Source organism: Streptomyces sp. NPDC101776, assembly GCF_044766845.1.
GTDB lineage: Bacteria > Actinomycetota > Actinomycetes > Streptomycetales > Streptomycetaceae > Streptomyces.
Window position 1 is genome coordinate 61,492 of sequence record NZ_JBIWMV010000022.1, and the last position, 25,749, is coordinate 87,240.

A 25,749-nucleotide genomic window follows, 5' to 3' on the forward strand; every position below is an offset into this window, starting at 1 on the left:
CCCCTCTTCATGAGGACACCATGTACAAGATCTTCTTCAGTCTCGTCTTCAAACGGATGGACCCGGAGCAGGCGCACCACCTCGCCTTCCGCTGGATCCGGCTCGCCGTCCGCATCCCCGTACTGCGCACCTTCGTCGCCGCCGCCCTCGCGCCCCGGTTCGAGGAGCTGCGGACCGAGGCGTTCGGGCTGCGCATGCACGGCCCGTTCGGGCTCGCGGCCGGGTTCGACAAGAACGCGGTCGCGATCGACGGCATGTCGATGCTCGGCTTCGACCATGTCGAGATCGGCACGGTCACGGGGGAGCCGCAGCCCGGCAACCCCAAGAAGCGGCTGTTCCGCCTCGTGCCGGACCGCGCGCTGATCAACCGCATGGGCTTCAACAACGAGGGCTCCGCGGCCGTGGCGGCCCGACTGGCGGCTCGTGAGGCGGTCTTCCGGACCGTCGTGGGCGTCAACATCGGCAAGACCAAGGTCGTACCCGAGGAGGAGGCCGTCGGCGACTACGTGAAGTCGACCGAGCGACTCGCCCGGCACGCCGACTATCTCGTCGTCAACGTGTCGTCTCCCAACACGCCCGGGCTGCGCAACCTCCAGGCGACCGAGGCGCTGCGTCCGCTGCTCACCGCCGTCCGTGAAGCCGCCGACCGCGCGGTGACCGACCGCCGCGTCCCGCTCCTGGTGAAGATCGCCCCGGACCTCGCGGACGAGGACGTGGACGCGGTCGCCGACCTCGCCGTGGAACTCGGCCTGGACGGCATCATCGCCACGAACACCACCATCGCGCGCGAGGGCCTCGGTCTGACATCCGAACCCGAACTCGTCAAGGAGACCGGCGGACTCTCCGGCGCGCCCCTGAAGGCTCGCTCCCTGGAGGTACTGCGCCGCCTCTACGCGCGCGTGGGCGACCGCATCACCCTCGTGGGCGTCGGCGGCATCGAGAACGCGGAGGACGCCTGGCAGCGCATCCTCGCCGGTGCCACGCTCGTGCAGGGCTACAGCGCCTTCGTCTACGAAGGGCCCTTCTGGGGCCGCGCCATCCACAAGGGCCTCGCCGCGCGCCTGCGCACGAGCCCGTACGCCACCCTGGCCGACGCGGTCGGCGCCGACGTAAGGAAGCCGGTATGAGCCCCCTGGAACCCTTCGGTGCACGCCTGCGCCGTGCCATGGACGAACGCGGCCCGCTCTGCGTCGGCATCGACCCGCACGCCTCGCTGCTCACCGAGTGGGGCCTGAACGACGACATCGCCGGCCTGGAGCGGTTCAGCCGCACGGTCGTCGAGGCGCTCGCCGACCGGGTCGCCGTCCTCAAGCCGCAGAGCGCCTTCTTCGAGCGCTTCGGCTCGCGCGGGATCGCCGTCCTGGAGAAGTCCGTCGAGGAGGCGCGGGCGGCCGGCGCGCTGGTCGTGATGGACGCCAAGCGCGGCGACATCGGCTCGACCATGGCCGCGTACGCCGAGTCCTTCCTCCGGAAGGACTCCCCGCTGTTCTCCGACGCGCTGACCGTCTCGCCGTATCTCGGCTACGGCTCGCTCGCCCCGGCGATCGAACTGGCGCGGGAGAGCGGCGCCGGCCTCTTCGTGCTCGCGCTGACCTCCAACCCGGAGGGCGGCGAGGTGCAGCACGCGGTCCGCGCGGACGGCCGGAACATCGGAGCGACCATGCTGGCCCATCTGGCCGCCGAGAACGCGGGAGAGGAGCCGCTGGGCTCCTTCGGGGCCGTCGTCGGCGCCACGCTGGGCGACCTGTCGTCGTACGACCTCGCCGTCAACGGTCCGATCCTCGCGCCCGGCATCGGGGCGCAGGGGGCCACTCCGGCCGATCTCCCGGGCGTCTTCGGGAGGGTGCTGCGCAATGTCGTGCCGAACGTGAGCCGAAGTGTTCTACGTCACGGTCCCGATGCGGGAGCGCTTCAGACGGCCTCGGATCGCTTCGCGGAGGAGATCCGCGTCGCCTTTGCGACCGTCTGAGGTGTTCGAACGGGTCGATCGAGTCCTCCGATGAGTGGCTCGACGACCGGCTCCGGAGTGACTTGAGTCTGAATACATCCTCAAATCCGGGGCGTTATGTCGGAAATGTCCGGCCTGGCGCAGGCTGACCAGGACTTTTCCTCTGTTCTCGCTGACTCTGGCGTCCCTGGCCGCTAGTCTCCGAGCAGAGTCAACGGGCAAGCGTGTTGCTCGTAGCTCCCCAGGTGTGGGGCGACTAGGTTCCTCACCGGTCCGTATCCGACAGTTCGACATCCGAGGTGACGTAGGCGTGGCTCTTCCGCCCCTTACCCCTGAACAGCGCGCAGCCGCGCTCGAAAAGGCCGCCGCGGCTCGCCGGGAGCGGGCCGAGGTCAAGAATCGACTCAAGCACTCCGGCGCCTCCCTGCATGACGTGATCAAGCAGGGCCAGGAGAACGACGTCATCGGCAAGATGAAGGTCTCCGCCCTGCTTGAGTCCCTGCCCGGCGTGGGCAAGGTCCGCGCCAAGCAGATCATGGAGCGACTCGGTATCTCCGAGAGCCGCCGTGTCCGTGGCCTTGGTTCCAACCAGATCGCCTCCCTGGAGCGTGAGTTCGGCAGCACTGGTTCCTGAGTCCGGATACTCCGGACCAGGAGTCCCGGGCATACCGGGATTGCTGGAATAATCGCTGCATGGCTGCAACATTCCGGGGGACGACCCCCGAGCCCCCGGACGTACGTCCGCGGCTGACCGTGCTCTCCGGCCCCTCTGGGGTCGGCAAGAGCACGGTCGTCGCCCATATGCGCAAGGAACACCCCGAGGTGTGGCTCTCGGTGTCGGCGACGACCCGTAGGCCGCGCCCCGGCGAGAAGCACGGTGTCCACTACTTCTTCGTCTCCGACGAGGAGATGGACAAGCTGATCGCCAACGGTGAGCTGCTGGAGTGGGCCGAATTCGCCGGCAATCGCTACGGCACACCGCGTGACGCCGTACTCGAGCACCTGGAGTCCGGCGTCCCGGTGCTGCTGGAGATCGATCTCCAGGGCGCCCGGCAGGTCCGCGAGTCCATGTCCGAGGCCCACTCGGTGTTCCTGGCTCCCCCTTCCTGGGAGGAGCTGGTGCGCAGGCTCACCGGACGGGGCACCGAGCCGCCCGAGGTGATCGAGCGCCGCCTGGACGCGGCCAAGATCGAGCTGGCGGCGGAGCCCGAGTTCGACGCGACCCTGGTCAACACCTCCGTCGAGGACGTAGCACGCGAGCTGCTAGCCTTGATGGAAGTTGTGTGATCGTTTATCCGATCTCATCCCACCTTTCGGAAGGCAGAGCGTGTCCTCTTCCATCACCGCTCCCGAGGGCATCATCAACCCTCCGATCGACGAGCTCCTCGAGGCCACCGACTCGAAGTACAGCCTCGTGATCTACGCCGCCAAGCGCGCCCGTCAGATCAACGCGTACTACTCCCAGCTCGGCGAGGGCCTGCTTGAGTACGTCGGTCCGCTCGTCGACACGCACGTCCACGAGAAGCCGCTCTCCATCGCCCTGCGCGAGATCAACGCGGGTCTGCTGACCTCCGAGGCCGTCGAGGGCCCCGCGACCTGATCCGCAGAGCTTTATCCACAGAGCTTTATCCACAGGCCCGGCAGCGACTGTCGGGCCTGTGGTGTGTCATGGAGTCGTACGCATCGCACGAGTCGCACGCAGGTTTCCGAGTTCGGGGAGAGACGGTGGACAAGCCCAAGGTCGTTCTGGGAGTCAGCGGTGGCATCGCCGCCTACAAGGCGTGCGAACTGCTGCGCAGACTGACGGAGTCGGGCCATGACGTCCGTGTCGTGCCCACCGCGGCCGCCCTGCACTTCGTCGGCGCGGCCACCTGGTCCGCGCTCTCCGGGCACCCCGTCTCGACCGAGGTCTGGGACGACGTCCACGAGGTCCCGCACGTGCGCATCGGCCAGAGCGCCGACCTGGTGGTGGTGGCACCGGCGACGACGGACATGCTGGCGAAGGCGGCCCACGGCCTGGCCGACGACCTCCTCACCAACACCCTGCTCACCGCCCGCTGTCCGGTCGTCTTCGCGCCCGCCATGCACACGGAGATGTGGGAACACCCGGCCACCCAGGAGAACGTGGCGACACTGCGCCGCCGAGGCGCCGTGGTGATCGAACCGGCCGTCGGCCGGCTGACCGGCGTCGACACCGGCAAGGGCAGGCTGCCCGACCCCGCCGAGATCTTCGAGGTCTGCCGCCACGTTCTGAGAAGGCACAGTCTCGCGCGGGGCGTCACCGAGCCCGACCTCAAGGACCGGCATGTCGTCGTCAGCGCCGGTGGTACCCGCGAGCCGCTCGACCCGGTCCGCTTCCTCGGCAACCGCTCCTCCGGCAAGCAGGGCTACGCCCTCGCGCGCACCGCCGCCGCCCGGGGCGCCCGGGTCACGCTGATCGCCGCGAACACGGGACTGCCGGACCCGGCGGGCGTGGACGTCGTCCCGGTCGGGACCGCCGTACAGCTGCGGGAGGCGGTGCTGAAGGCCGCCGCGGACGCGGACGCGGTCGTCATGGCCGCGGCGGTCGCGGACTTCCGGCCGGCCGAGTACGCGGCCGGGAAGATCAAGAAGAAGGACGACAAGGAGCCCGACCCGATCGTCCTGGTGCGGAATCCGGACATCCTCGCGGAGATCTCCGCCGATCGGGCCCGCCCCGGACAGGTGGTCGTCGGGTTCGCCGCCGAGACGGACGACGTCCTCGCCAACGGCCGTACCAAGCTGGCGCGCAAGGGGTGCGATCTGCTGGTGGTGAACGAGGTGGGGGAGCGCAAGACGTTCGGTTCGGAGGAGAACGAGGCGGTGGTGCTGGGTGCCGACGGCAGTGAGACCGCCGTCCCCCACGGTCCGAAGGAAGCGCTGGCCGAGATCGTGTGGGATCTGGTCGCACACCGTCTCTCCTGATTTGTTTCAGCCATCTGTCAGTTCGCTGAAACCTGACATTCGTGCGTGGCGGCTCTGGCCAACGGCACTCGGCATTCGGCAAAATGCGCGTGCCGCAGGTCACAGGGTTTCCCGAGAGGCGAGACAGGGGGACCGTCTGCCGACCGCGACCGATAAACTGTTCTCGGACGACGTCGGGCGCAGCTCCCGTCCGTCCGCCAATGATCAGCCAGCAGCCGCTGCAACCTCAGGGAGCGTTGTGTCCCGTCGTCTTTTCACCTCGGAGTCCGTGACCGAAGGTCACCCCGACAAGATCGCTGACCAGATCAGCGACACCATTCTCGACGCGCTTCTGGCGGAGGACCCGACCTCCCGGGTCGCCGTCGAGACGCTGATCACGACCGGCCTGGTGCACGTGGCCGGTGAGGTCACCACCAAGACCTACGCGCCCATCGCACAGCTCGTCCGCGACAAGATCCTGGAGATCGGCTACGACTCCTCCAAGAAGGGCTTCGACGGCGCCTCCTGCGGTGTCTCGGTGTCGATCGGTGCGCAGTCCCCGGATATCGCGCAGGGTGTCGACACGGCGTACGAGAACCGTGTGGAGGGCGACGACGACGAGCTCGACAAGCAGGGCGCGGGCGACCAGGGCCTGATGTTCGGCTACGCGACGGACGAGACGCCGACGCTGATGCCGCTGCCGATCTTCCTCGCGCACCGCCTCGCGAAGCGCCTCTCCGAGGTCCGCAAGAACGGGACCATCCCGTACCTGCGCCCCGACGGCAAGACCCAGGTCACCATCGAGTACGACGGCGACAAGGCCGTCCGCCTCGACACCGTGGTCGTCTCCTCGCAGCACGCCTCGGACATCGACCTGGAGTCGCTGCTCGCCCCCGACATCCGCGAGTTCGTGGTCGAGGCCGAGCTGAAGGCGCTGGTGGAGGACGGCATCAAGCTCGACACCGACGGCTACCGCCTCCTGGTGAACCCCACCGGCCGCTTCGAGATCGGCGGTCCGATGGGTGACGCGGGCCTGACCGGCCGCAAGATCATCATCGACACGTACGGCGGGATGGCCCGCCACGGTGGCGGCGCGTTCTCGGGCAAGGACCCGTCGAAGGTGGACCGCTCCGCGGCGTACGCGATGCGCTGGGTCGCGAAGAACGTCGTGGCGGCGGGTCTCGCCTCGCGCTGCGAGGTCCAGGTTGCGTACGCGATCGGCAAGGCCGAGCCGGTGGGTCTGTTCGTCGAGACGTTCGGTACCGCGAAGGTGGACACGGACCGGATCGAGAAGGCGATCGACGAGGTCTTCGACCTCCGTCCGGCCGCCATCATCCGCGACCTGGACCTGCTGCGCCCGATCTACGCCCAGACCGCGGCGTACGGCCACTTCGGCCGCGAGATCCCCGACTTCACGTGGGAGCGCACCGACCGCGTGGACGCGCTGCGCAAGGCCGCGGGCCTGTAGTCCGTCAGTCCGCGATTGCCGTTACGAGGCCCGGTTTCCCTTCGGGGGAGCCGGGCCTCGGCGTTTCGTCAGGGCGGGGGTTTCATCATCCGAAGCAGTCGTCGTTTGCCGGGTTCGCTGGATCAGCGGCGGATGCCGTGTGCCGCCACGACGAGTGCCGTCGCTGTGACGGCCGTGATGACCGCCGTCGCGTGGGTGTAGGCCAGGGTGTCGCCGGTGACGGCTGCCTGGAAGCCGTGCAGGGCCCAGTAGCCGGGTGTCGCGGGGGCGACCGTGGAGACCCAGTGGGGGAGGACGGTGAGGGGGACCAGGCAGCCGCTGAGGCAGCTGATCGTGAGGGCGCCGATGTCGGAGGCGGCGGCCAACTGGCCCTGGTTGCGGGCGTGTACGCCGAGTGCCAGGCCGCAGGAGGTGACGCACAGCGCCCAGAGGAGGGCCAGCAGGGGGAGGCGCCAGGTGCCGGCGGTGAGGGGGAAACCGAGCGCCGCGGTCGCGAAGAGGAACAGCACCGTCTGCTGGACCAGGAACAGCGCGACCAGCGGGAGGGACTTGCCGGCCAGGATCGCGGCGGGCGTCGCCGGGCCGGATCGCAGGCGGTCCCAGGTGTGCCAGGCGCGTTCGGAGAGCAGGAGTTGGCCGGCCACGTCCAGGGCGAGCAGGGTGAACATCACCGCGATGCCCGGGGCGGCCTGCACGATGCCCGGTGTTCCGGGGGTGGCAAGGCGGTCGTAGACCGGGTGGAGCACGGTCAGCAGCACCAGGGACATGACGGTGTAGGCGAGGGGGGTCCCGGGGTCCCGTACGAGCAGGACGAGGGTGTGGCGGGTCAGCACAAAGGTGTGGTGGACGGCCCCTGCCGGTGCCGGTTCAGGCTGCATCGTGGGTCTCCGTGGGGAGTTGGTGGGCGTCGAGGCTGCGGTAGAGGTCGTCGAGCGACGGTTCGCGGATCGCCGCCGAGCGGACGCGTGCGGTGTCGGGGCCGAGGTCGCGGAGGAGCCGGGCCAGTGCCCGGGCCGGGTCCGTGGTGCTGAAACGCAGTTCCCCGGGGGCGGTCGAGGACCGGGCCAGATGCTCCGGTACGGCGCCGGTGAATGTCACGGTGACCTCGCCGGGCAGGCCGTCGAGGAGGTCGGCGCGGTGTCCGCGGGCGATCACCCGGCCGGACGCGGCCACGGCGAGCGTGGCGTCCAGGTGCTCCAACTCCGGTAGGTAGTGGGTGGTGTAGCAGACGGCGGCGCCTTCGTCGGCGCGGGTCCTGACGAGTCGTAGCAGCGCTTCGCGGGTGGTGGGGTCGGCGCCGACGGTGGGTTCGTCGAGCAGCAGCACGCGGGGGCGGGGGAGGAGGACCGTGGCCGCCTGGGCGCGGCGCTGTTGGCCGCCGGAGAGTGTCGCGATCGGTCGGTCGAGTACGTCGGTGAGGACCAACTCCTCGGCTACGGCGACCAGTTCGGTGTTCAGTCGGGTGCGGTGGAGGCCGGCCAGACCGCCGAAGAGACGGAGGTTCTGGCGCAGGGTGGCGGTCGGGTAGAGGGCCGACTCCTGGGGCGCCAGGCCGATCAGGTTCCGTGCGGAGCGAGGGGCGGTGGCGAGATCCACGCCCGCCACGAGGACCGAGCCCGCGTCGGGCCGCTCCAGACCCGCGACCGTGCGGGCGAACGTGGTCTTGCCCGCGCCGTTGTGGCCGATCAGAGCGCAGATCTCGCCGGGCTCTATCCGCAGGTCGAAGCCGTCGAGGGCCTGGACGGGCCCCCAGCGTTTGTACAGACCGCCGACGGTCAGCATGGCCGCTCCCCTCGATATATACAACGTATACGTATACTCTGTATACGTAGCTTCGAGGGAGGATGTCAAGTGACACCACGGCGCATCAGTCGTGATCAAGTGCTGGACGTGACATGGGAGTTGGCCACCCGCAAGGGGCTGTCGGCTGTCACCATGCGGGCCGTCGCGCAGGAGCTCGACGTGAACCCGATGACGCTCTACCGGCACGTCGGCGACAAGCAGGGACTCCTCGACGGCCTCGTGGAGCGGTTGTTGCTGGAGATCGACGTGCCCGGTCCCGGACTCGACTGGCGCGAGCAACTGCGCCTGCTCGCCCGCAACATGAGGGCCACCGCCCGGCGCCACCCCGATCTGTTCCTGCTGCTCTTCCAACGGCCGGCCGTGACACCGGAGGCCGTCGGGCCCCGCAACGCGGTCTACGGCGCCCTGCGCGCCGCCGGTCTCCCGGAGGAGGGGATTCCGCGGGCCGAGCGGCTGCTGTCCACGTTCATGCTCGGGTTCGCCGCCTCGGAGGCCGGGGGCCGGTTCAAGGACGGCGACCCGGACGAGGACATGGCCTACGCGGAGGACCTCGTCGTCCAGGTCCTCGCCGAGGCCCGGAAGATCAAGTGAGTGCGGCGGCCGGCGGCCGTTGTCAGTCGGGTTTGGTAAGAATGCAAGGGTGAGCAGCGCGGACGGGGAACGGGACGGCGGGGCGGCGGGTGCGCCGCCCGAGCAGCTTGCGCTGATTCGGGAGAGTGTGCGGCAGGCCAAGGGGCCCAAGGCGAAGCCGCGGACGTGGCGGGGGGCCGCGCTGGCCGGGGAGTTGCCGGTCGCGCGGGTGCTCGTCGACAAGGGTGTCCTGCACCTTGATCGGTATTTCGACTACGCGGTGCCCGAGGAACTCGACGCCGACGCGCAGCCCGGGGTGCGGGTGCGGGTCAGGTTCGGGGCCGGGCGGCATCGGGTGCGGGACGGGCGGCGCGAGGGCGGGGGGCTGATCGACGGGTTCCTGATCGAGCGGCTGGCCGAGTCCGACTACTCCGGGCCGCTCGCCGCGCTGGCGCAGGTCGTGTCGCCGGAGCCGGTGCTGAGCGCGGAGCTGCTCGGGCTGGCCCGGGCCGTCGCCGACCGGTACGCCGGGAGCCTCGCCGATGTGCTGCAACTGGCCGTGCCGCCGCGCAGCGCACGGGCCGAGCAGAAGCCGTCGCCCGCACCGTTGCCGCCACCGGAGGTGCCCGAGGCGGGGTCCTGGGTGCGGTACGAGCGGGGGGCCGGGTTTCTGGAGGCGCTGGCCTCGGGGGGCGCGCCGCGCGCGGTGTGGAACGCGCTGCCGGGGCCCGAGTGGAGCGAGGAGATCGCGCGGGCCGTCGCCGCGACGCTCGCCTCGGGGCGCGGGGCGCTCGTCGTCGTACCGGACGGGCGGGCCGCCGGGCGGGTCGACGCCGCGTTGACGGCGCTCCTTGGCGAGGGGCGGCATGCGCTGCTCACCGCGGATGCCGGGCCCGAGAAGCGGTACCGGCAGTGGCTGGCCGTACGGCGGGGGTCCGTGCGGGCGGTCGTCGGGACGCGGGCCGCGATGTTCGCGCCGGTGCGGGATCTGGGGCTCGTCGTGATCTGGGACGACGGGGACGACAGCCACAGCGAGCAGCACGCGCCGCAGCCGCATGCGCGGGAGGTGCTGCTGCTGCGGGCCGCGCTGGACAAGTGCGGCTTCCTGCTGGGGAGTTGGAGCTGCACGGTGGAGGCCGCGCAGCTCGTGGAGAGCGGGTGGGCGCGGCCGTTGGTCGCCTCGCGCGAGCAGGTGCGGGCGGCCGCTCCGCTCGTACGGACCGTGGGGGACGGGGACTTGGCGCGGGACGAGGCCGCGCGGGCCGCCCGGTTGCCGACGCTGGCCTGGCAGGCAGTGCGGGAGGGGCTGAAGCACGGGCCGGTGCTGGTGCAGGTGCCCCGGCGCGGGTACGTGCCGCGGATGGCGTGCGCGCAGTGCCGGGCCGCCGCGCGGTGTCGGCACTGCGCCGGGCCGCTGGAGGGGCAGGACGGGGGTGTGCTGCGGTGCGGTTGGTGTGGGGTCGTGGAGAGCGCGTGGCACTGTCCCGAGTGCGGGGGGTTCCGGTTGCGGGCCCAGGTCGTGGGGGCGCGGCGGACCGCGGAGGAGTTGGGGCGGGCGTTTCCGGCGGTGCCGGTCCGGACGTCCGGGCGGGAGCAGGTGCTCGACACGGTGCCGGGGTCGCCCGCGTTGGTGGTGAGTACGCCGGGGGCCGAGCCGGTTGCCGACGGGGGGTATGCGGCGGCGTTGTTGCTGGACGGGTGGGCGATGCTCGGGCGGCCCGATCTGCGGGCCGGGGAGGACGCGTTGCGGCGGTGGATCGCGGCGGGGTCGCTGGTGCGGCCGCAGGGGGCGGGGGGGACCGTTGTGGTCGTTGCGGAACCTACCTTGCGGCCTGTGCAGGCGTTGGTTCGGTGGGATCCCGTGGGGCATGCGGTGCGGGAGCTTGCGGAGCGGGGGGAGCTGGGGTTTCCGCCGGTTTCTCGTATGGCCGCGGTGGCCGGGGTGTCGGAGGCTGTTGCGGAGTTTCTTGCCGCGGTTGAACTGCCCTTGGACGCTGAGGTGTTGGGGCCTGTTCCGGTGCCGGTCGCTTTGGGTGGGGGGGCTCGGCGGAGTGGGGGGCCGGCGGTGGGGGAGCGGTGGGAAAGGGCGTTGATTCGGGTGCGGCCGGGGAGTGGGGGGGCGTTGGCTGCGGCGTTGAAGGCCGCGCAGGCTGCTCGGATGGCTCGGGGTGGGGGGGATGTGGTGCGGGTGCGGGTCGATCCCCCGGACATCGGGTGAGGCCTCGGCCTTCGGCCTCGGAATGTCTCCCACCCGTGCACCGTCCGTTTGCGGTTCGTTGACAGGTGGGCCTTTGCCGCGGGGGCTCTCGCCGTTGGCGGCTACCGGGCCGTTGTACGGATTGCCGGGCCCGTTGTGCGGGTGGCGGCCCGTTGCGCGGACTGCCGGCCCGTTGTGCGTGCTGGCGTGCCGTTGTGTGGGCTGCCGTGCCGCCCGTCTGCTGTCGGCTGAGTAGTCGGCCCTGCCCGTAGGAGTTCTCCGTGGGCCGGGAATGCGGCTGCCTCCCGGACGTTCGCCGGGAGGCAGGCTTGGGCGGTGGCGGAGTCAGCCGTTTCGGGGGCCCGGGAAAGCTGTGGGCCTGGCCTCGTCGCGGAGGGTGGGGCTGCCCGCTGTGGGCTGGGTCGGCATGGAGCGGGCCGCGGGGACCGTGGGGAGCGCCGGGAGGGTGGGGAGCGCCGGCATCGTGGGGAGGCCGGTGTTCACGCCCACCGGGCGGGTGACCGCCGCCTCCGTCGTGCGCTCGGCATCGGCCGCTGCCTGGGTCGCGGCGCGGCGGGCGCCGTAGCGGCGGTGCACTGCCTGCTTGGTGACCCCGAGGGCCGAGCCCACCGCGTCCCACGAGAAACCGAGCGAGCGGTCGAAGTCCACGGCGGCCGTGACCAGGGTCTCGACACTGTCCCGCAGCTCCTGCGCGAGACGGACCGTCGGGGCGGGCGCGCGCCCGTAGACGACGAAGCCCGTGGAGGGGCCGGAGCGGCGCGGGCGGTAGACGTTGCCGAGCTGGGCGGTGAGCGTGCGCAGTGCGTCCACCTGCCGGCGGACCCGCTCGATGTCCCGCACCAGCAAGTGCAGGCTGGCCCGAGCCTGGGCGTCGTGGGTTGCGTGGTCGGCCATGAACAAGCCTCTCGAACCGGCGTTGAAAAGGATCGGGCCGCGCGAATGCGGCCCATAGAGGTCAACTCTTTCTTGACCAACGCCTGTGCGCTCCGCTGGTCACGCAACGGGGGCGTAGGGGCATATGCGTACGCCCCCGCCGGACCGGTGTGCGCTGCGGGTGTCGGTGAGTTGACGGACGAGAGCCGCCGGGCGCGCGGGCCGGGACGCGCCATAGACTGGTGCGCTGCCCGCCCACCGTCGCCCGAGAGGCCCGAACCCTCCCATGAAGCTCGTCTTCGCCGGTACCCCCGAGGTCGCCGTTCCCGCCCTGGACGCCCTGATCGCCTCCGGGCGGCACGAGGTGGCCGCCGTCGTCACGCGGCCCGACGCGCCGGCCGGGCGCGGGCGCCGGCTGCTGGCGAGTCCCGTCGCCGAGCGGGCCGAGGAGGCGGGCATCGAGGTGCTGAAGCCCGGCAGGCCGCGCGACCCGGAGTTCCTGGAGCGGCTGCGCGAGATCGCGCCCGACTGCTGTCCCGTCGTCGCCTACGGCGCCCTGCTGCCCCGCGTCGCCCTCGACATCCCCGCCCACGGCTGGGTCAACCTGCACTTCTCGCTGCTCCCCGCCTGGCGCGGCGCCGCCCCCGTGCAGCACTCCATCATGTCCGGCGACGAGATCACCGGCGCCTCCACCTTCCTGATCGAGGAAGGACTCGACTCCGGGCCCGTCTACGGCACCGTCACCGAGGAGATCCGCCCCACCGACACCAGCGGCGACCTGCTCACCCGGCTCGCGTTCGCCGGCTCGGGCCTGCTCGCCGCGACCATGGACGGCATCGAGGACGGGACGGTGAAGGCCGTACCGCAGCCGGGCGACGGCATCACCCTCGCTCCGAAGATCAACGTCGAGGACGCCCAGGTGGAGTGGACGGCTCCGGCCCTGCGGGTCGACCGCGTGGTGCGCGGGTGCACCCCGGCCCCCGGCGCCTGGACCGTGTTCCGGGGCGAGCGGCTCAAGATCGTGCAGGCCGTGCCGGTGCCGGAGCGGACCGACCTCGCGCCTGGGGCGCTCGCGGTCGGCAAGAACAATGTGTACGTGGGCACCGGTTCGTACGCCGTCGAGCTGCTGTGGGTGCAGGCGCAGGGCAAGAAGCCGATGCGGGCGGCGGACTGGGCGCGCGGGGCGCGGATCGGCGCGGGGGAGAGCGTGGGGAGCTGAGAGGCGTGACGCCCAGCGCGCGTCCGTGTCGGTGCGACGTACGCTGGACGCACATCTCAGCCAGAAATCCGGAGCACCTTTTTCGTGAGCGAGCAGTCCCCTCGACCCCGTAAGCCCGGCAAGCCCTACCGCCGGCCGCAGAAGGACCCCGTCCGTTTCCTCGCCTTCGAGGCACTGAGGGCCGTGGACGAGCGGGACGCGTACGCCAACCTCGTGCTGCCGCCGCTGTTGCGCAAGGCCCGGGAGAAGGGTGACTTCGACACCCGGGACGCGGCCCTCGCCACCGAGCTGGTCTACGGCACGCTGCGGCGGCAGGGGACGTACGACGCGATCATCGCCTCCTGCGTCGACCGGCCGCTGCGCGAGGTCGACCCGCCGGTGCTGGACGTGCTCAGCCTCGGGGTGCACCAACTGCTCGGGACGCGGATCCCGACGCACGCCGCCGTGTCCGCCTCCGTCGAACTCGCCCGGGTCGTCCTCGGCGACGGACGGGCCAAGTTCGTCAACGCCGTGCTGCGCAAGGTCGCGCAGGACGACCTCGACACCTGGGTCCAGAAGGTCGCGCCGCCCTACGACGACGACCCCGAGGACAACCTCGCCATCGTGCACTCGCATCCGCGCTGGGTCGTCTCCGCGCTGTGGGACTCGCTGGGCGGTGGACGCGCCGGTATCGAGGACCTGTTGGAGGCCGACAACGAACGGCCCGAGGTGACCCTGGTCGCCCGGCCCGGCCGCTCCACCACCGAGGAACTGCTCCGCGAGGAGGCCGCGGTGCCGGGGCGCTGGTCGCCGTACGCCGTGCGGCTCAGTGAGGGCGGGGAGCCCGGGGCCGTGGCGGCCGTGAAGGAGGGCCGGGCCGGGGTGCAGGACGAGGGCAGCCAGCTCGTCGCGCTGGCCCTCGCCAACGCGCCGCTCGACGGGCCGGACGAGAAGTGGCTCGACGGGTGTGCGGGCCCCGGCGGCAAGGCCGCGCTGCTCGCCGCGGTGGCCGCCGAGCGCGGGGCGACACTCCTCGCCTCCGAGAAGCTGCCGCACCGCGCGGTCCTGGTCGCGAAGGCGCTCGTTGGGAACCCCGGGCCGTACCAGGTCATCACCGCCGACGGGACCCGGCCGCCGTGGCGTCCCGGCAGCTTCGACCGGGTCCTGATGGACGTGCCCTGCACCGGCCTCGGCGCGCTGCGCCGCCGGCCCGAGTCCCGCTGGCGCCGCCGCCCGGAGGACCTCGAAGGCTTCGCGCCCCTCCAGCGCGACCTGCTGCGCACCGCCCTCGAATCCGTGCGCGTCGGCGGTGTCGTCGGCTACGCCACCTGCTCACCGCACCTCGCCGAGACCCGGGCCGTCGTCGACGACATCCTCAAGCAGTACCCGGCGACCGAACTCATCGACGCCCGCCCGCTCCTCCCGGACGTATCGGCACTCGGCCCGGGACCCGACGTACAACTGTGGCCGCATCTGCACGGCACGGACGCCATGTATCTGGCACTCATCCGCCGGACCGGTTGACCTGCGGCACGGTTGCGTGAGGGCGGGCCCTCTGTCACTTCCCCGCGGACGCCGGACGGACCCGCGGGGTTCCTCCCGGCCGGCGAATCCGCCGCACATGCCCCGGCGGATTCTGCGGGGTGTCGGCGGAGGACGCCGGAGTGACGCGGGCAGTGGGGGCCGGGCCGGGTGATCTGTGGCCCGGCTGTCCGGGCGCCGGCCCGGACGGACCTGCGGGGTGACGGCGGCGCGGGCCGGGCGGCGCTTGCGCTGGGAGTCGGGCGACCGGTCCGTCGTGTCGGGGACGAGGAGGTCGTGCGGGAGCCGCCGACCGTCCGGACGTGTCCGTCATACGACGCGCTGGAGTGCGTCCTTCGTGAGGTCGGCGAGGGTCGGGTAGCCGTCGACTGCCATGATCAGATCGGTCTCCGCGAGGAGTGAGCGCAGGACGTGGACGATGCCGTCCGTGCCGCCCAGGGCCAGGCCGTAGGCGTACGGGCGGCCGATGCCCACGGCTGTCGCGCCCAGGGCGAGGGCCTTGACGATGTCGGCGCCGCTGCGGATGCCGGAGTCGAAGAGGACCGGGAGACCGTCGGCTGCTTCGGCTACGGCGGGGAGCGCGTCGAGGGCCGGGAGGCCGCCGTTGGCCTGGCGCCCGCCATGGTTGGAGCAGTAGATGCCGTCGACGCCCGCGTCCTTGGCCCGGCGCGCGTCCTCGGGGTGGCAGATGCCCTTGACGATCAGGGGGAGGGTGGTGAGGGAGCGCAGCCAGGGGAGGTCGTCCCAGGTGAGCGGGTTGCCGAAGAGCTGGGTCCAGAGCAGGACCGCGGACCGCGGGTCCTCCTCCGGGGTGCGGGCGAGGCGGGCGCGGAAGACCGGGTCGCTCGTGTAGTTGGCGAGGCAATGGCCGCGCAACTGGGGGAAGTTGGCGGTGGACAGGTCGCGCGGGCGCCAGCCGGTGACCCAGGTGTCGAGGGTGACCACGATGCCCTTGTAACCGGCCTGTTCCGCACGGTGCACGAGGCTCGCGGCGAGGTCCCGGTCGGTGGGCGTGTAGAGCTGGAAGAGGCCCGGGGTGTCCCCGGACTCGGCGGCGACCTCCTCCAGCGGGTCGACCGTGAGCGTCGAGGCGACCATCGGTACGCCGGTGCGCGCGGCGGCCCGTGCGGTCGCCAGGTCGCCGTGTCCGTCCTGGGCACACAGGCCGATGACGCCGATGGGTGCCATGAACACGGGGGAGGGCAGCCGCATCCCGAACACGTCGACGGACAGGTCGCGTTCGGCCGCACCGACGAACATGCGGGGGATCAGTCCCCAGTGGTCGAAGGCGGTCACGTTGGCGCGCTGGGTGCGTTCGTCGCCGGCGCCGCCCGCGACGTAGGACCACACGGAGGGCGGCAGCGCGGCGCGCGCCCGGTCCTCCAACTCCGCGAAGGCCATGGGGTAGGAGGGCACGATGCCGCCGAGCCCGTTCAGGTAGATCTCGTTCTGGTACGAGCCGAACGGCTGTCCCAGCGGCTGTCCCACGGCGTTCATGGCGTCTCCCTCGTCGCTTGCGCTCCCGCCATTTTCACATCGGGGCGGCTGCTTCCGAGGGGGGGTCCTTGAGGGGGGCCGGGGTGAGCCGGACCGGCAGTTCGCGCCAGCCCTGGGCGATGAAGGACGGGACCTGTTCCAGCTCGTCCTCCGGCACCGCCAGGGCGATGTCCGGGAAGCGTGCGAAGAGTGCGGGGAGGGCGGTCAGCGTCTCCACGCGGGCCAGCGGTGCGCCGACACAGCGGTGCACCCCGATGCCCAGGGCGAGATGCCCGTCCGCGTTCCTCGCCACGTCGAAGAGGTGGGCGTCGGGGCCGAAGCGCTCCGGGTCGTGTCCCGCCGCGGCGATGGTCGTGAGGATGGCCTCCCCGGCGCGGATCGTCGTACCGTCCGGTGTCGTGATGTCGGTGACCGCGTAGCGCAACGGGACGTTGGCGATGGACGGCGCCCAGCGCAGCGTCTCCTGGACGACCTGGTCCCAGGTCAAGTGCCCGGCCAGCACCCGCTTGAGCTGGTCGGGGTGGCGGAGCAGGGCGTGGACGGCGTTGCCGATCAGGTTGACGGTCGTCTCGAAGCCCGCGCCGATGACGAGGAGCAGGGTGTGGATCAGCTCCTCCTCGGAGAGCCGGTCACCTTCGTCGCGGACCATGATCAGCTCGGTGGTCAGGTCGTCGCCGGGGTGCTCGCTCTTCTCCGCTATCAGCGCCGGCAGCACCGTCACGATCTGCTCGAGGACGTCCGCGGCCTGCTCCGGGGTCCCGGTGGTGTCCATGATCCCCTCGATGAGCCGCGCGACCGCGCCCCGCATCCGCTCGGGCACGCCGAACAGATCGCTGATCATCCGCATGGGCAGCGGATGCGCGAACTCCGCCCGCAGATCTACGACTTGGCCCACCGGTATCTCCGCCATCGCGTCGAGGAGACCGGTGGTGATCTCCCGCACCCGGGGGAGCATGGCCTCGGTGCGGTCCCGGGTGAAACTCGGGGCGACGAGCTTCCGCAGCCGGGTGTGGTCCTCGCCGTAGGAGCTGAGCATGTTGACGATGCTGGTCCAGCTGTAGAGCCAGGCCCACTCCGGTTCGCCGGCGACCTTGTCGTACAGGGTCCAGTGGCGGCGGGCGTCCCTGCTGACGCGGGGGTCGAGCATCAGTGACTTGAGCAGGTCGTACCGGGTGACGGCCCAGGCGGGGACACCGCCGGGAGTTCCACCGGCACGAGGGCGCCGAGCGCGCGCAGCCGGGCGACCTCCGCGGGGACGGCCTTTCCGTAGGGGTCGAGCACGACGGTCCGGCGTTTGTCCACGGGGCGCTCCTCAAGGTTGGCGGCGGCACGGTCGTACGGAAGAAGGTGTGGAAGTCGGTTCGGTGGCACGGGAGTTGGGTGCCTGGTGCGGTGCGCGGGTGGTCAGCGCACGGCGGTGGCCGTGTCGCGGCGGCTGCCGGTGAGGCGGATGTCGTCACCCAGGAGGCCGCGCAGGATGAGGCCCATGCTCTCGTCCAAGGCTCGCATCGCGACCGGGTTGATGATCGGTTCCAGGCTGGGGATGCCCAGGTCGAACTCGCACGTGAACAGCACGCTGACGTCCCCGCCGGCCTGGGTGATCTCCCATTGGCCGGCGAAACTCGCGAAGTCGCCGGTGAGCTGGTCGAAGGTGATCCGCCGGGCGACGGGATCCATGACGTCCCGCTCGGTCCACCGCAGCAGACCGCTGCGGAAGCGCACTTCCCACGCGGACACCACGGTGCCGGCCGCGTCGGGCGTCACGGTGACGGACCGGACCGTGTCCGTGTACTCGGTGTACCGCTCGTAGTCCTGGACCCGGTCGAAGACGTGGGTGGCGTCGCCGTTCGGGACGATCGCCTCGATCCGTACGTGGCAGGTCATGCGGATTTCTCCCTTGGGGTATGTCGATACGTCGGATGTCGCGGTCAGCCCAGCACCAGCGGGCCTCCCGCGAAGGCGGCGCAGATGCCCTCGGCCGCCCATCTGCGCGACGGCGGATGGAACTTCAGGGCCGCCGAACACGCCGCGAGATACGCGGTGTCGTCGGTGGAGACGTACTCCATGCCGCCCAGCGCCTCCAGGCAGCGCGGTACCACCCGGTCGATGGTGTCCTGCGTCGAGAAACGGCAGACCAGCGCGCGGAGCAGATCGTCCTGACCGAGCGGTCGGCCCGAGTCCACGGTGGCGGCGGCACCGCGGATGCCGCCCATGGCGGACTCCAACTCGACCAGGATCGCGGCCCGTTCGCCCGCACTCGCCCGCTTCGCCAGGAGCACGCGCTCGGCCAGTGCGCTGACCATCCCGAGATACGACGCGGACATCAGCAGCTCGAACCACACGAAGCCGACGGTCTGGACGGGGTCCAGCGTGCGGTCCTCGCCGAGCCCGGTGCGGATCACGAGATCCGGCGGGACCCGTACGTCGCGCAGCCGGACCTCGTCGCTCTCCGCGCCGGCCAGCACGAAGCTGCCCCAGAACGGGTGCACGGAGATACCGGGTGCGGCGGCGGGGACCACGGCAACGGCGAGTTCCGGGCCCTTCTCGCCGTCGAGGGAAACCGACACGCTCAGCAGATCCATCGACGCCGACAGACTGCACGGCTTCTTGGCGCCGTTGAGCACGACGTCGTCGCCGTCCTGGTACGCCTTGATGGAGGAGTCGAGGATCGACTGTCCCGGCCGGCCCTCGGCGAAGCCGGAGGCGACCAGCAGCCGTTGGTCGGCCACGGCCTCCAGCAGCATCCACTCCATGCCCTGCGCGACCTCGTACGCCTGGACCAGCCCGGCCACCGACAGGTGGTGCATGGTGGTGGCCACCGCCAGCGACGGACTGCGCGCCCCGACCGCCCGCTGCAACGACACGGCGTCCTCGGCACCGATGCCGAGTCCGCGGTGCTCGGCCGGCACCAGCAGGGCGGGGCCGCCCGCTTCCTTGAACAAGGGCAGCGCGGGACCACCGGGACGCTCCCGTTCCCGTTGCGGCAGCGCGCCGAGGCGGTCGTCGAGCCCGGGCAGAAACCGGTTCAGCACCGCGCGCTCGGGTTCAAGAAAGTACATCGCCGTCTCCTTCTTGATCTGCGGGATTCGTGCGGGGGTGTGGTGGCGGGTGGCCGACGGGGGGTTTCTCCGGTGTGCGGTTCATGTGGCTGCGGGTGCTCTCGGCCGAGGGCGCACTTGATCTGCGGCACTTCTACGGGTTTGTGGCGCGGGGCGATCGGCGGGGTCCGGTGCGGTGGCTGTCGTTTCCGAGGCTGCCCTGGAGGCTGGTGGCGGTGTCCCTCCGTGCCGGCGACTGCCCGGTTGGGACGGGGCTGGCGTGGGCTTCTTCGGCTGGGGGCACGGGTCCGCTGCGGGCTTCTCCGGCCGGTGGTGAGTGGCGGCCGGCGGCGGGCACGGCTGAGGGTGTGCGCCGATTTCGGGTGTGCAGGGCCGAAGCTGCCCGCTGATTACGGGTGCGCGCGGCCGAGGGTGCCCGCTGATTACGGATGTGCAGGGCCGAGGGTGCCCGCTGGTTACGGGTGTGCAGGGCCGAAGCCGCCCGCTGAGTACGGATGTGCGCGGCCGAAGGTGCCCACCGATTACGGATGTGCGCGGCCGAGAGTGCCCGCCGACTACGCGTGCGCACCGCCAAGGGCCCCCGTCGGCTACGGATGTACACGGCCGAGGGCGCTCGCCGGCTACGAGCGCGCACGGCCAGGCGTGCTTGTCGACCGCAGGTGTGCGTGATCGGCCGTGCATGTCGGTCGGCGGTGTTCTCTGCCGGTGTCTCACGCCGACGCCCGGGTGCCGAGGCGGTCGGTGATCAGACGTCGTACCGATGCTCGCCAGGCGTCCTCGTTGGCTTGTGTTCCCGCCGTGGGCCCGAGACCGGGGACGTCCGCGACCGAGCTGGGCAGGGGTTCCTCGTTGAAGAGGACGGAGGACATGTCCAGCAGCCGGTCCAGCCGGGTCTGGGCCCACTCGGGGACCACGTCGAAGAAGGCCGGGCGGACCAGGCGTTCGACGACGTCGGGGGCCAGCACGCGGAGCGGTCGGACCGTGATGCCCGCGTCCGCCGCCTCCTCGACGATCACCTGGACCAAACGGTCGCAGGTCAGCGCGTGGGCCCCGCCGCTGAGCCAGTACTCGGCGGGATGCGCGTCGTCGTCGAGCAGCGACACGATCGCCCGGGCCACCACGTCCTGCGGTACGAAGTCCACGTAGCTCGCCGGATCGCTCGGCACGAAGGGCAGACGGTTGCGGAGCACCTGCTGGGCGAACGTGTGCAGCCCCTGCGGTTCGGCGATCTCCCCGGTCACGGAGTCGCCGATGATGATCGACGGGCGTACGACCGTCACCTTGCCGCCGGCCGAGGCGACCGCCTCCTCGCCGGCCATCTTGGAGGCCACGTAGTCCGCGGGGCTGTTTCCGGCCCGCTCGGCGCGGTTGCCGCCGGCGGCCAGGATCTCCCGGTAGCGGGCCACGTACGCCGTGCTGACGTGGATCAGCGGGACACCGGCGTCGGCCGCGAACCGGGCGACCCGCCCGGCGCCCTCGACGTTCACCGCGTGCATCGAGGCACGGCCGGAGCCGAACGCGACCATGCCGGCGGCGTGCACCACCACGTCCGTCCGCTCGCACAGTCGCCGGTAGGAGGCGACGTCCAGCTCCAGCCGGGGACGGGTGACGTCCCCGGCCAGGACCTCACCGCTGGGGGAGGGGGTCCTGCGGTGCGTCAACGCGATCACGTGGTGGTGGCGCAGGTACGGCAGCAGGGCGGTGCCCAGGACGCCGCTGGCGCCGGTGAGTAACACGGTCCGTGGGCGCGGCGCGTGCGGTGGATGTCGCGGGTCGAGTGAACTCGCCCTGTTCTCAGGGTTGTTGGGGCGTGCGGGGTTCGTCGGCATGGTCGTCAGCCTTTCGGGAGCCTTGGTGGCCGTGGCCGTGGCCGTGGCCGTGGCCATGGGTCGTGTGGGCCATGGGCCGGGTCAGGTCAGGGACTTGGCCATCGCGGACAGGGACCCTTCGACGGCCTCCAGCAGCCGGGCCTCCTGCGCCGGGGAGAGCACGGCGGGCGGGGTCAGCCGGACGACCGGATGGGCGTTGAGGGAGTGGTTGACCACCACCCCGCGGTCGACCATCTCCAGCAGGAACTCGCCCGCCGCCCCCGCGTCCACCAGCTCGATGCCGATCAGCAGCCCGGCCCCGCGGACCTCACGGACCAGGCCGGGAGCGCGGTCGGCGGCGACGGCCCGGAGCGCGGGAAGGAGCCGGGCACCGATGGCGGCGGCCCGCTCCACCAGCCCCTCGTCCCGGACGACCCCGACGGTCGCGCTGACGGCGGCCATGGCGATCGGTGCGCCGGAATAGGTGGAGGTGTGCAGAAAGGGGTCGGCGTCGAACGGCTCGAACGCCTCCTGGGTGGCGAGCGTGGCCGCCACCGGCATCACACCGCCGGACAGCGCCTTGCCCGTCACCAGCACGTCCGGCCGCACGCCCTCGGCCACACAGCCCCACCAGGAACCGAGCCGCCCCAGTCCCGTCATCACCTCGTCGACCACCAGGAACGCCCGGTGTTCCCGGCACAGCGCGGCCACCGCCCCCAGATATCCGGCCGGCGGCACGATCACACCGGCCTCGCTCTGCACCGGCTCCACCACCACACAGGCGTCCGCGCCACCGTCGCCCAGCACGGCGGCCAGCGCCCCGGTGTCACCGAACGGCACATGGCGCACGTCCGGCAGCAGGGGCCGGAACGGGTCCTGGTAGAGCGGATTCGCGGTCAGGGACAGCGCGCCGATGGTCTTGCCGTGATAGCCGTTCCGCATCGAGACCAGCCGTCGTCTGCCGTGCGCACGGGCCAGTTTCACGGCGGCCTCGACGGCCTCGGTGCCCGAACCGGAGAAGTGCACCCGGTCCAGGCCGGCCGGCGCGACCCCGGTGAGCACCTCGGCGGCGAGCGCGGAGACCGGGTCGAGGAACAGCCGGGTGGACAGGGCCAGCCGCGCCGCCTACCGCCGCACCGCCTCGACGACCCTCGGATGCCCGGCCCCGGCGAAGAACACCCCGTATCCACCGCAGTTGAGATACGTCCGCCCGTCGGTGGCGGTCACCTCCGCACCCCGCGCGGACTCCTCCACCACGTTCCCGAACATCGCCGCCAGCCGCCCACGCCCACTACTGAGATGCCGCCCATGCAGCCCGACCAAGTCACGCGAATCTGTCCGACCCACTACGTGTCCCCCCATGGTCACGTCCCACGTGCCGCCGAGCATGGGCTCACCGGACCTCAGGGTCACCCTCTGGTCCACTCACCGGAACGGCGCCGTTCGACGCCGCTCACAGAGGGCGCCCCCGAAGGGGCGCGGGGCAGTGTCGATTTGCGGCTCCGCCGCGGGGCGCGCCCGGCCACAACGAACCGGCACCCGAAAAGGACCGCACTCAACGGACCGATGCGGCCAACCCCCGGAGGGCATGGCAGGCTTGGGGCATGGCCGTCCAGATCAACCCCAGCATCCTGTCCGCCGACTTCGCCCGCCTGGCCGATGAAGCCAACGCGGTGCAAGGAGCCGACTGGCTCCACGTCGACGTCATGGACAACCACTTCGTCCCGAACCTCACGCTCGGCGTGCCGGTCGTAGAGTCGCTGGCGCGGGCGACGGACACCCCGCTGGACTGCCATCTGATGATCGAGGACGCCGATCGCTGGGCGCCGCAGTACGTCGAGGCGGGTGCCTCCTCCGTCACCTTCCACGTCGAGGCGGCGGCCGCCCCCGTGCGGCTCGCCCGCGAGATTCGGGCCAAGGGCGCCCGCGCTTCCATGGCGCTCAAGCCCGCGACGCCCATCGAGCCGTACGAGGATCTGCTCCCCGAACTCGACATGCTGCTGATCATGACCGTGGAGCCGGGCTTCGGTGGCCAGTCGTTCCTCGACATCATGCTGCCGAAGATCCGCCGCACCAGGGAGCTGATCCGGAAGCACGGACTGGAGCTGTGGCTGCAGGTCGACGGCGGAGTTTCGGCCGCGACGATCGAGCGCTGCGCGGACGCGGGCGCCGATGTGTTCGTCGCCGGTTCGGCGGTGTACGGGGCATCCGACCCGGCCGCGGCGGTACGTGCATTGCGCACACAGGCCGAAGCTGCCGCGAGCAAGGCATCCTGGGCGTGCGACCACTGAGCGGCAGGTATGTGAACGGCGGCCATCGAGGCTGATCAAGCACGCCGGATCTGCGAGGATGAACGGCGAACCCAGAGTGTGAACAGCAGTGAGGAGAACGCCGTGTCGGGTATGTCGGCGGGCCGGTCAGCCATGCGGATGGGACCCGCTGAGCTGGTGCAGGCGGCGGCCATGGCCCGCCGCTTCTACCTCGAGGGCAAGTCCAAGATCCAGATCGCGGAGGAGTTCGGCGTCAGCCGCTTCAAGGTGGCCCGGGTCCTGGAGACCGCTCTCGAACGGGATCTCGTACGGATCGAGATCCGAGTACCGGCCGAACTGGACGCGGAGCGCTCGGACGCGCTGCGTGCCCGGTACGGCCTGAGGCACGCCGTCGTGGTCGAGTCCCCGGCCGAGGTCAGCGAGGAGTCGCCCGATCCCGAGAACCTCGGCGAGGTCGCGGCCGACCTGCTCGGCGAGCTGGTCAACGAGGGCGATGTGCTCGGCCTCGCGTGGGGCCGGTCCACCATCCACATGGCGGCGGCTCTCGACCGGCTGCCGCCCTGCACGGTGGTCCAGCTGACGGGCGTGTACGACGCCGGGACCGCCGAGCGCGGCTCGGTCGAGGCCGTACGGCGGGCCGCGCAGGTGTCGGGCGGCGACGCCCACCCCATCTACGCGCCGATGCTGCTGCCGGACGCGGCCACCGCGGAGGCGCTGCGCCACCAGACGGGGATCGCGCGGGCCTTCGAGTACTTCGACAAGGTCACCGTCGCCTGTGTCTCCATCGGCTCCTGGGAGCCGGGCATCTCGACGGTCTACGACATGCTCAAGGACGAGGAGCGGGCGCACTACTCGTCCCTCGGTGTCGCCGCCGAGACCTCCGCGCACCTCTTCGACGCCGAGGGCCGCCGGGTCGGCCGGGACCTGGGCGAGCGGTGCATCACCGTCAAGGCGGACCAGTTGCGCCGTATCCCCGAGGTCGTCGCGATCGCGGGCGGGCAGCGGAAGGCGGCGGCGATCGACGCGGTGCTGCGGTCCGGTCTGGTCACCAGCCTGGTGACGGACACCGCGGCGGCGGACTATCTGATGACGGCCGGTTCCCCGCCGAAGTCGGCACTCAGCCGGACGGACCCCGACGGGATCTGACGAGCACGGGCGGGCACCGACGGGCACCGGCGAGCACTGACGGGCCCTGACAGCGGGTCGTGCGGGGGCGGCCGTGGCAGCATCGGACGCATGCTGCTGCGGTTCGTCTCCCGGGTGCTCCTCGTCTGTCTGGCCGTACTGCTGCCGGTCGGCTGTTCGTCCACCGTCACGAGCGGTGGCACGGGGACCGTCAAGGAGTCCCAACTCCCCGCCGAGGCACGGCAGACGATCACTCTCATCGACCGGGGCGGGCCCTTCCCGTACGCCAAGGACGGGGTCGTCTTCGGGAACTACGAGAAGCTGCTGCCCCAGCAGAAGCGCGGTTACTACCACGAATACACCGTCAGGACGCCGGGCTCGCGCGATCGCGGGGCCCGGCGCGTTGTCACCGGGCGGGACGGCGAGATCTACTACACCGATGATCACTACAAGTCGTTCAGGACGGTACTGAGATGACGCAGTTCGCGGTCACGCTGGACCTCGACGGAGTCACGGACAAGGCCGGCCTGATGGACCGCTGCGCCACCGCGCTGTCCCTGCCCGACTGGTTCGGCCGCAACTGGGACGCCCTCGCGGACAGCCTCGGCGACCACACGGTGTGGCCCGAGGACGCGGTGGAGCAGGGCCTGTTGATCGTCGTACGGAACTGGCGGCCGTACGCCGAGGCACGGCCGGACGAGTGGGAGACCGCCGTCGACGTCTTCGGCGACGCGGCCGACCGCACACCGAACCTCTCCGTGGTCCTCGCGCTGGGCGGAGCCGGGCACTAGCCCGATTGTCCGAGGCGGCTGGCAGAGTGTTCGGTATGGAGCAACAGGAGCAGCGCACGTCGGTCCGGCTGGTGGTCGTCGATCCGGATCTCGATGCGCAGTGCGACCGGGTGGAGGAGCACTTGCTGGTGCCCCTGGCCGAGTCCGTGGGCGGAGCGAGTGGGCACGCGCTGTTCACGGACGGGCTGGTCGCCTTCCGGCGGGTGCGGGCGACACTGGCCGAGGCGGTGGCCCGCGGGCCCAAGGTGAGGTCGCCCAACGGCCGTTGGGAACACGAGGGTCTGCGCATCGTCGAACTGCCCACCGAGGACACGGACTTGCTGTACGCGCTGCTGCGCGAGCTGTCCGGGCTCCTCGTGGCCCCGCCGGACCTCCCCGACCCCTCGGGCGTCATGGCCACCGTCCGCGGCACGGTCCTGACCCCCGAGAAGACCGCCGTCGGCCTGGTCGGCGCGCTGGCCCGGGTGCTCTCCCTGGTGGACCTCACGCCCGACGCCGATACGGCCGCCCTGTTCGCGGCGATCGACGAGGGCGACGGCGAGGACGTGCGGCTCAGCTACGGACAGGACGAGGCGTGGCAGCGCCTGGCCCACCGGCTCACGATGCTGCTGACCGAGTCGGCGCCGTTGCATCGCTTCCTGTACTGATCCCTTACTG

Annotated in this window: 25 protein-coding genes and 1 pseudogene; 16 read left to right on the top strand and 10 right to left on the bottom strand. The window is 71.4% G+C overall.

Going from position 1 to position 25,749, the window contains the following annotated elements:
- Positions 1–20 precede the first annotated feature (20 nt).
- The 7 genes from ACIRRY_RS42700 (at position 21) to metK (ending at position 6,338) form a co-directional block, all read left to right on the top strand.
- Positions 21–1,127 carry a quinone-dependent dihydroorotate dehydrogenase gene (locus ACIRRY_RS42700; protein WP_403984199.1) on the top strand — a complete coding sequence of 369 codons (1,107 nt, stop codon included), beginning with the start codon at positions 21–23 and terminating at the stop codon, positions 1,125–1,127.
- Positions 1,124–1,969, top strand: coding sequence for an orotidine-5'-phosphate decarboxylase (pyrF, locus tag ACIRRY_RS42705; protein WP_403984201.1), 846 nt, complete (start codon positions 1,124–1,126; stop codon positions 1,967–1,969). Before ACIRRY_RS42700 ends, pyrF begins: the two co-directional genes overlap by 4 nt.
- 289 nt (positions 1,970–2,258) lie before the next feature.
- Positions 2,259–2,582 carry an integration host factor gene (locus ACIRRY_RS42710; RefSeq protein WP_019059734.1) on the top strand — a complete coding sequence of 108 codons (324 nt, stop codon included), beginning with the start codon at positions 2,259–2,261 and terminating at the stop codon, positions 2,580–2,582.
- A 59-nt stretch (positions 2,583–2,641) separates the two neighbouring features.
- Positions 2,642–3,235, top strand: a complete 594-nt coding sequence (gene gmk, locus ACIRRY_RS42715; RefSeq protein WP_403984203.1) for a guanylate kinase — start codon at positions 2,642–2,644, stop codon at positions 3,233–3,235.
- A 40-nt stretch (positions 3,236–3,275) separates the two neighbouring features.
- Positions 3,276–3,548, top strand: a complete 273-nt coding sequence (gene rpoZ, locus ACIRRY_RS42720) for a DNA-directed RNA polymerase subunit omega (protein WP_019059732.1) — start codon at positions 3,276–3,278, stop codon at positions 3,546–3,548.
- 125 nt (positions 3,549–3,673) lie between these two features.
- Positions 3,674–4,891 (top strand): bifunctional phosphopantothenoylcysteine decarboxylase/phosphopantothenate--cysteine ligase CoaBC, encoded by a 1,218-nt coding sequence (gene coaBC / locus ACIRRY_RS42725; protein WP_403984205.1) that lies wholly within the window; start codon positions 3,674–3,676, stop codon positions 4,889–4,891.
- 238 nt (positions 4,892–5,129) lie between these two features.
- Positions 5,130–6,338 carry a methionine adenosyltransferase gene (gene metK / locus ACIRRY_RS42730; RefSeq protein ID WP_403984207.1) on the top strand — a complete coding sequence of 403 codons (1,209 nt, stop codon included), beginning with the start codon at positions 5,130–5,132 and terminating at the stop codon, positions 6,336–6,338.
- A gap of 122 nt (positions 6,339–6,460) precedes the next feature.
- On the opposite strand, the gene ACIRRY_RS42735 is transcribed toward metK, so the two are convergent.
- Positions 6,461–7,216, bottom strand: a complete 756-nt coding sequence (locus ACIRRY_RS42735) for an ABC transporter permease (RefSeq protein WP_403984209.1) — start codon at positions 7,214–7,216, stop codon at positions 6,461–6,463.
- The gene (locus ACIRRY_RS42740) at positions 7,206–8,120 is read right to left on the bottom strand and encodes an ABC transporter ATP-binding protein (RefSeq protein ID WP_403984211.1); all 915 of its coding nucleotides are present in this window, start codon (positions 8,118–8,120) and stop codon (positions 7,206–7,208) included. The genes ACIRRY_RS42735 and ACIRRY_RS42740 overlap by 11 nt, the downstream gene beginning before the upstream one ends.
- Before the next feature lie 69 nt (positions 8,121–8,189).
- Here ACIRRY_RS42740 and ACIRRY_RS42745 point away from each other — a divergent pair, with 69 nt between their 5' ends.
- A complete protein-coding gene (locus ACIRRY_RS42745) occupies positions 8,190–8,732 on the top strand; it encodes a TetR/AcrR family transcriptional regulator (RefSeq protein WP_403984213.1) in 543 nt (180 codons plus the stop codon).
- Positions 8,733–8,781: 49 nt separating this feature from the next.
- A complete protein-coding gene (locus ACIRRY_RS42750) occupies positions 8,782–10,929 on the top strand; it encodes a primosomal protein N' (protein WP_403984215.1) in 2,148 nt (715 codons plus the stop codon).
- Between the two features lie 324 nt (positions 10,930–11,253).
- Here ACIRRY_RS42750 and ACIRRY_RS42755 read toward each other — a convergent pair whose 3' ends face one another.
- Complete coding sequence (locus tag ACIRRY_RS42755) at positions 11,254–11,823, bottom strand: hypothetical protein (RefSeq protein WP_403984217.1); 570 nt, start codon at positions 11,821–11,823, stop codon at positions 11,254–11,256.
- A gap of 265 nt (positions 11,824–12,088) precedes the next feature.
- Between ACIRRY_RS42755 and fmt the strand changes: the two genes are divergently transcribed.
- Both fmt and ACIRRY_RS42765 read left to right on the top strand, forming a co-directional pair.
- Positions 12,089–13,021, top strand: coding sequence for a methionyl-tRNA formyltransferase (fmt, locus tag ACIRRY_RS42760; protein ID WP_403984219.1), 933 nt, complete (start codon positions 12,089–12,091; stop codon positions 13,019–13,021).
- A gap of 84 nt (positions 13,022–13,105) precedes the next feature.
- Complete coding sequence (locus tag ACIRRY_RS42765) at positions 13,106–14,524, top strand: RsmB/NOP family class I SAM-dependent RNA methyltransferase (protein WP_403984221.1); 1,419 nt, start codon at positions 13,106–13,108, stop codon at positions 14,522–14,524.
- A 327-nt stretch (positions 14,525–14,851) separates the two neighbouring features.
- Here ACIRRY_RS42765 and ACIRRY_RS42770 read toward each other — a convergent pair whose 3' ends face one another.
- From ACIRRY_RS42770 to ACIRRY_RS42800, 7 genes and pseudogenes are all read right to left on the bottom strand, one after another.
- Entirely contained in the window at positions 14,852–16,039 is a 1,188-nt protein-coding gene (locus tag ACIRRY_RS42770; protein WP_403984223.1) for an alpha-hydroxy-acid oxidizing protein, read from the bottom strand.
- Between the two features lie 34 nt (positions 16,040–16,073).
- Positions 16,074–17,341 (bottom strand): annotated as a pseudogene (locus ACIRRY_RS42775) (cytochrome P450).
- A gap of 102 nt (positions 17,342–17,443) precedes the next feature.
- Entirely contained in the window at positions 17,444–17,923 is a 480-nt protein-coding gene (locus ACIRRY_RS42780) for a type II toxin-antitoxin system RatA family toxin (RefSeq protein ID WP_403984225.1), read from the bottom strand.
- A 44-nt stretch (positions 17,924–17,967) separates the two neighbouring features.
- Entirely contained in the window at positions 17,968–19,098 is a 1,131-nt protein-coding gene (locus ACIRRY_RS42785) for an acyl-CoA dehydrogenase (protein WP_403984227.1), read from the bottom strand.
- 710 nt (positions 19,099–19,808) lie between these two features.
- The gene (locus ACIRRY_RS42790) at positions 19,809–20,984 is read right to left on the bottom strand and encodes an SDR family oxidoreductase (protein ID WP_403984229.1); all 1,176 of its coding nucleotides are present in this window, start codon (positions 20,982–20,984) and stop codon (positions 19,809–19,811) included.
- A gap of 24 nt (positions 20,985–21,008) precedes the next feature.
- Positions 21,009–22,022, bottom strand: coding sequence for an aspartate aminotransferase family protein (locus tag ACIRRY_RS42795; RefSeq protein WP_403984338.1), 1,014 nt, complete (start codon positions 22,020–22,022; stop codon positions 21,009–21,011).
- A gap of 9 nt (positions 22,023–22,031) precedes the next feature.
- Entirely contained in the window at positions 22,032–22,175 is a 144-nt protein-coding gene (locus ACIRRY_RS42800; RefSeq protein ID WP_403984231.1) for a hypothetical protein, read from the bottom strand.
- A 335-nt stretch (positions 22,176–22,510) separates the two neighbouring features.
- Between ACIRRY_RS42800 and rpe the strand changes: the two genes are divergently transcribed.
- The 5 genes from rpe to ACIRRY_RS42825 all read left to right on the top strand — a co-directional run bounded on the left by rpe (position 22,511) and on the right by ACIRRY_RS42825 (position 25,739).
- Positions 22,511–23,197: a ribulose-phosphate 3-epimerase gene (gene rpe, locus ACIRRY_RS42805; protein WP_403984233.1), complete on the top strand. Its 687-nt coding sequence runs from the start codon at positions 22,511–22,513 to the stop codon at positions 23,195–23,197.
- Positions 23,198–23,275: 78 nt separating this feature from the next.
- The gene (locus ACIRRY_RS42810) at positions 23,276–24,322 is read left to right on the top strand and encodes a sugar-binding transcriptional regulator (RefSeq protein WP_200688342.1); all 1,047 of its coding nucleotides are present in this window, start codon (positions 23,276–23,278) and stop codon (positions 24,320–24,322) included.
- A gap of 90 nt (positions 24,323–24,412) precedes the next feature.
- Positions 24,413–24,778: a ribonuclease domain-containing protein gene (locus tag ACIRRY_RS42815; RefSeq protein WP_403984235.1), complete on the top strand. Its 366-nt coding sequence runs from the start codon at positions 24,413–24,415 to the stop codon at positions 24,776–24,778.
- On the top strand, positions 24,775–25,092 hold the full coding sequence (locus tag ACIRRY_RS42820; RefSeq protein WP_403984237.1) for a barstar family protein: 318 nt from the start codon (positions 24,775–24,777) through the stop codon (positions 25,090–25,092). Before ACIRRY_RS42815 ends, ACIRRY_RS42820 begins: the two co-directional genes overlap by 4 nt.
- 35 nt (positions 25,093–25,127) lie before the next feature.
- Positions 25,128–25,739 carry a hypothetical protein gene (locus tag ACIRRY_RS42825; RefSeq protein WP_403984239.1) on the top strand — a complete coding sequence of 204 codons (612 nt, stop codon included), beginning with the start codon at positions 25,128–25,130 and terminating at the stop codon, positions 25,737–25,739.
- Positions 25,740–25,749 lie beyond the last annotated feature (10 nt).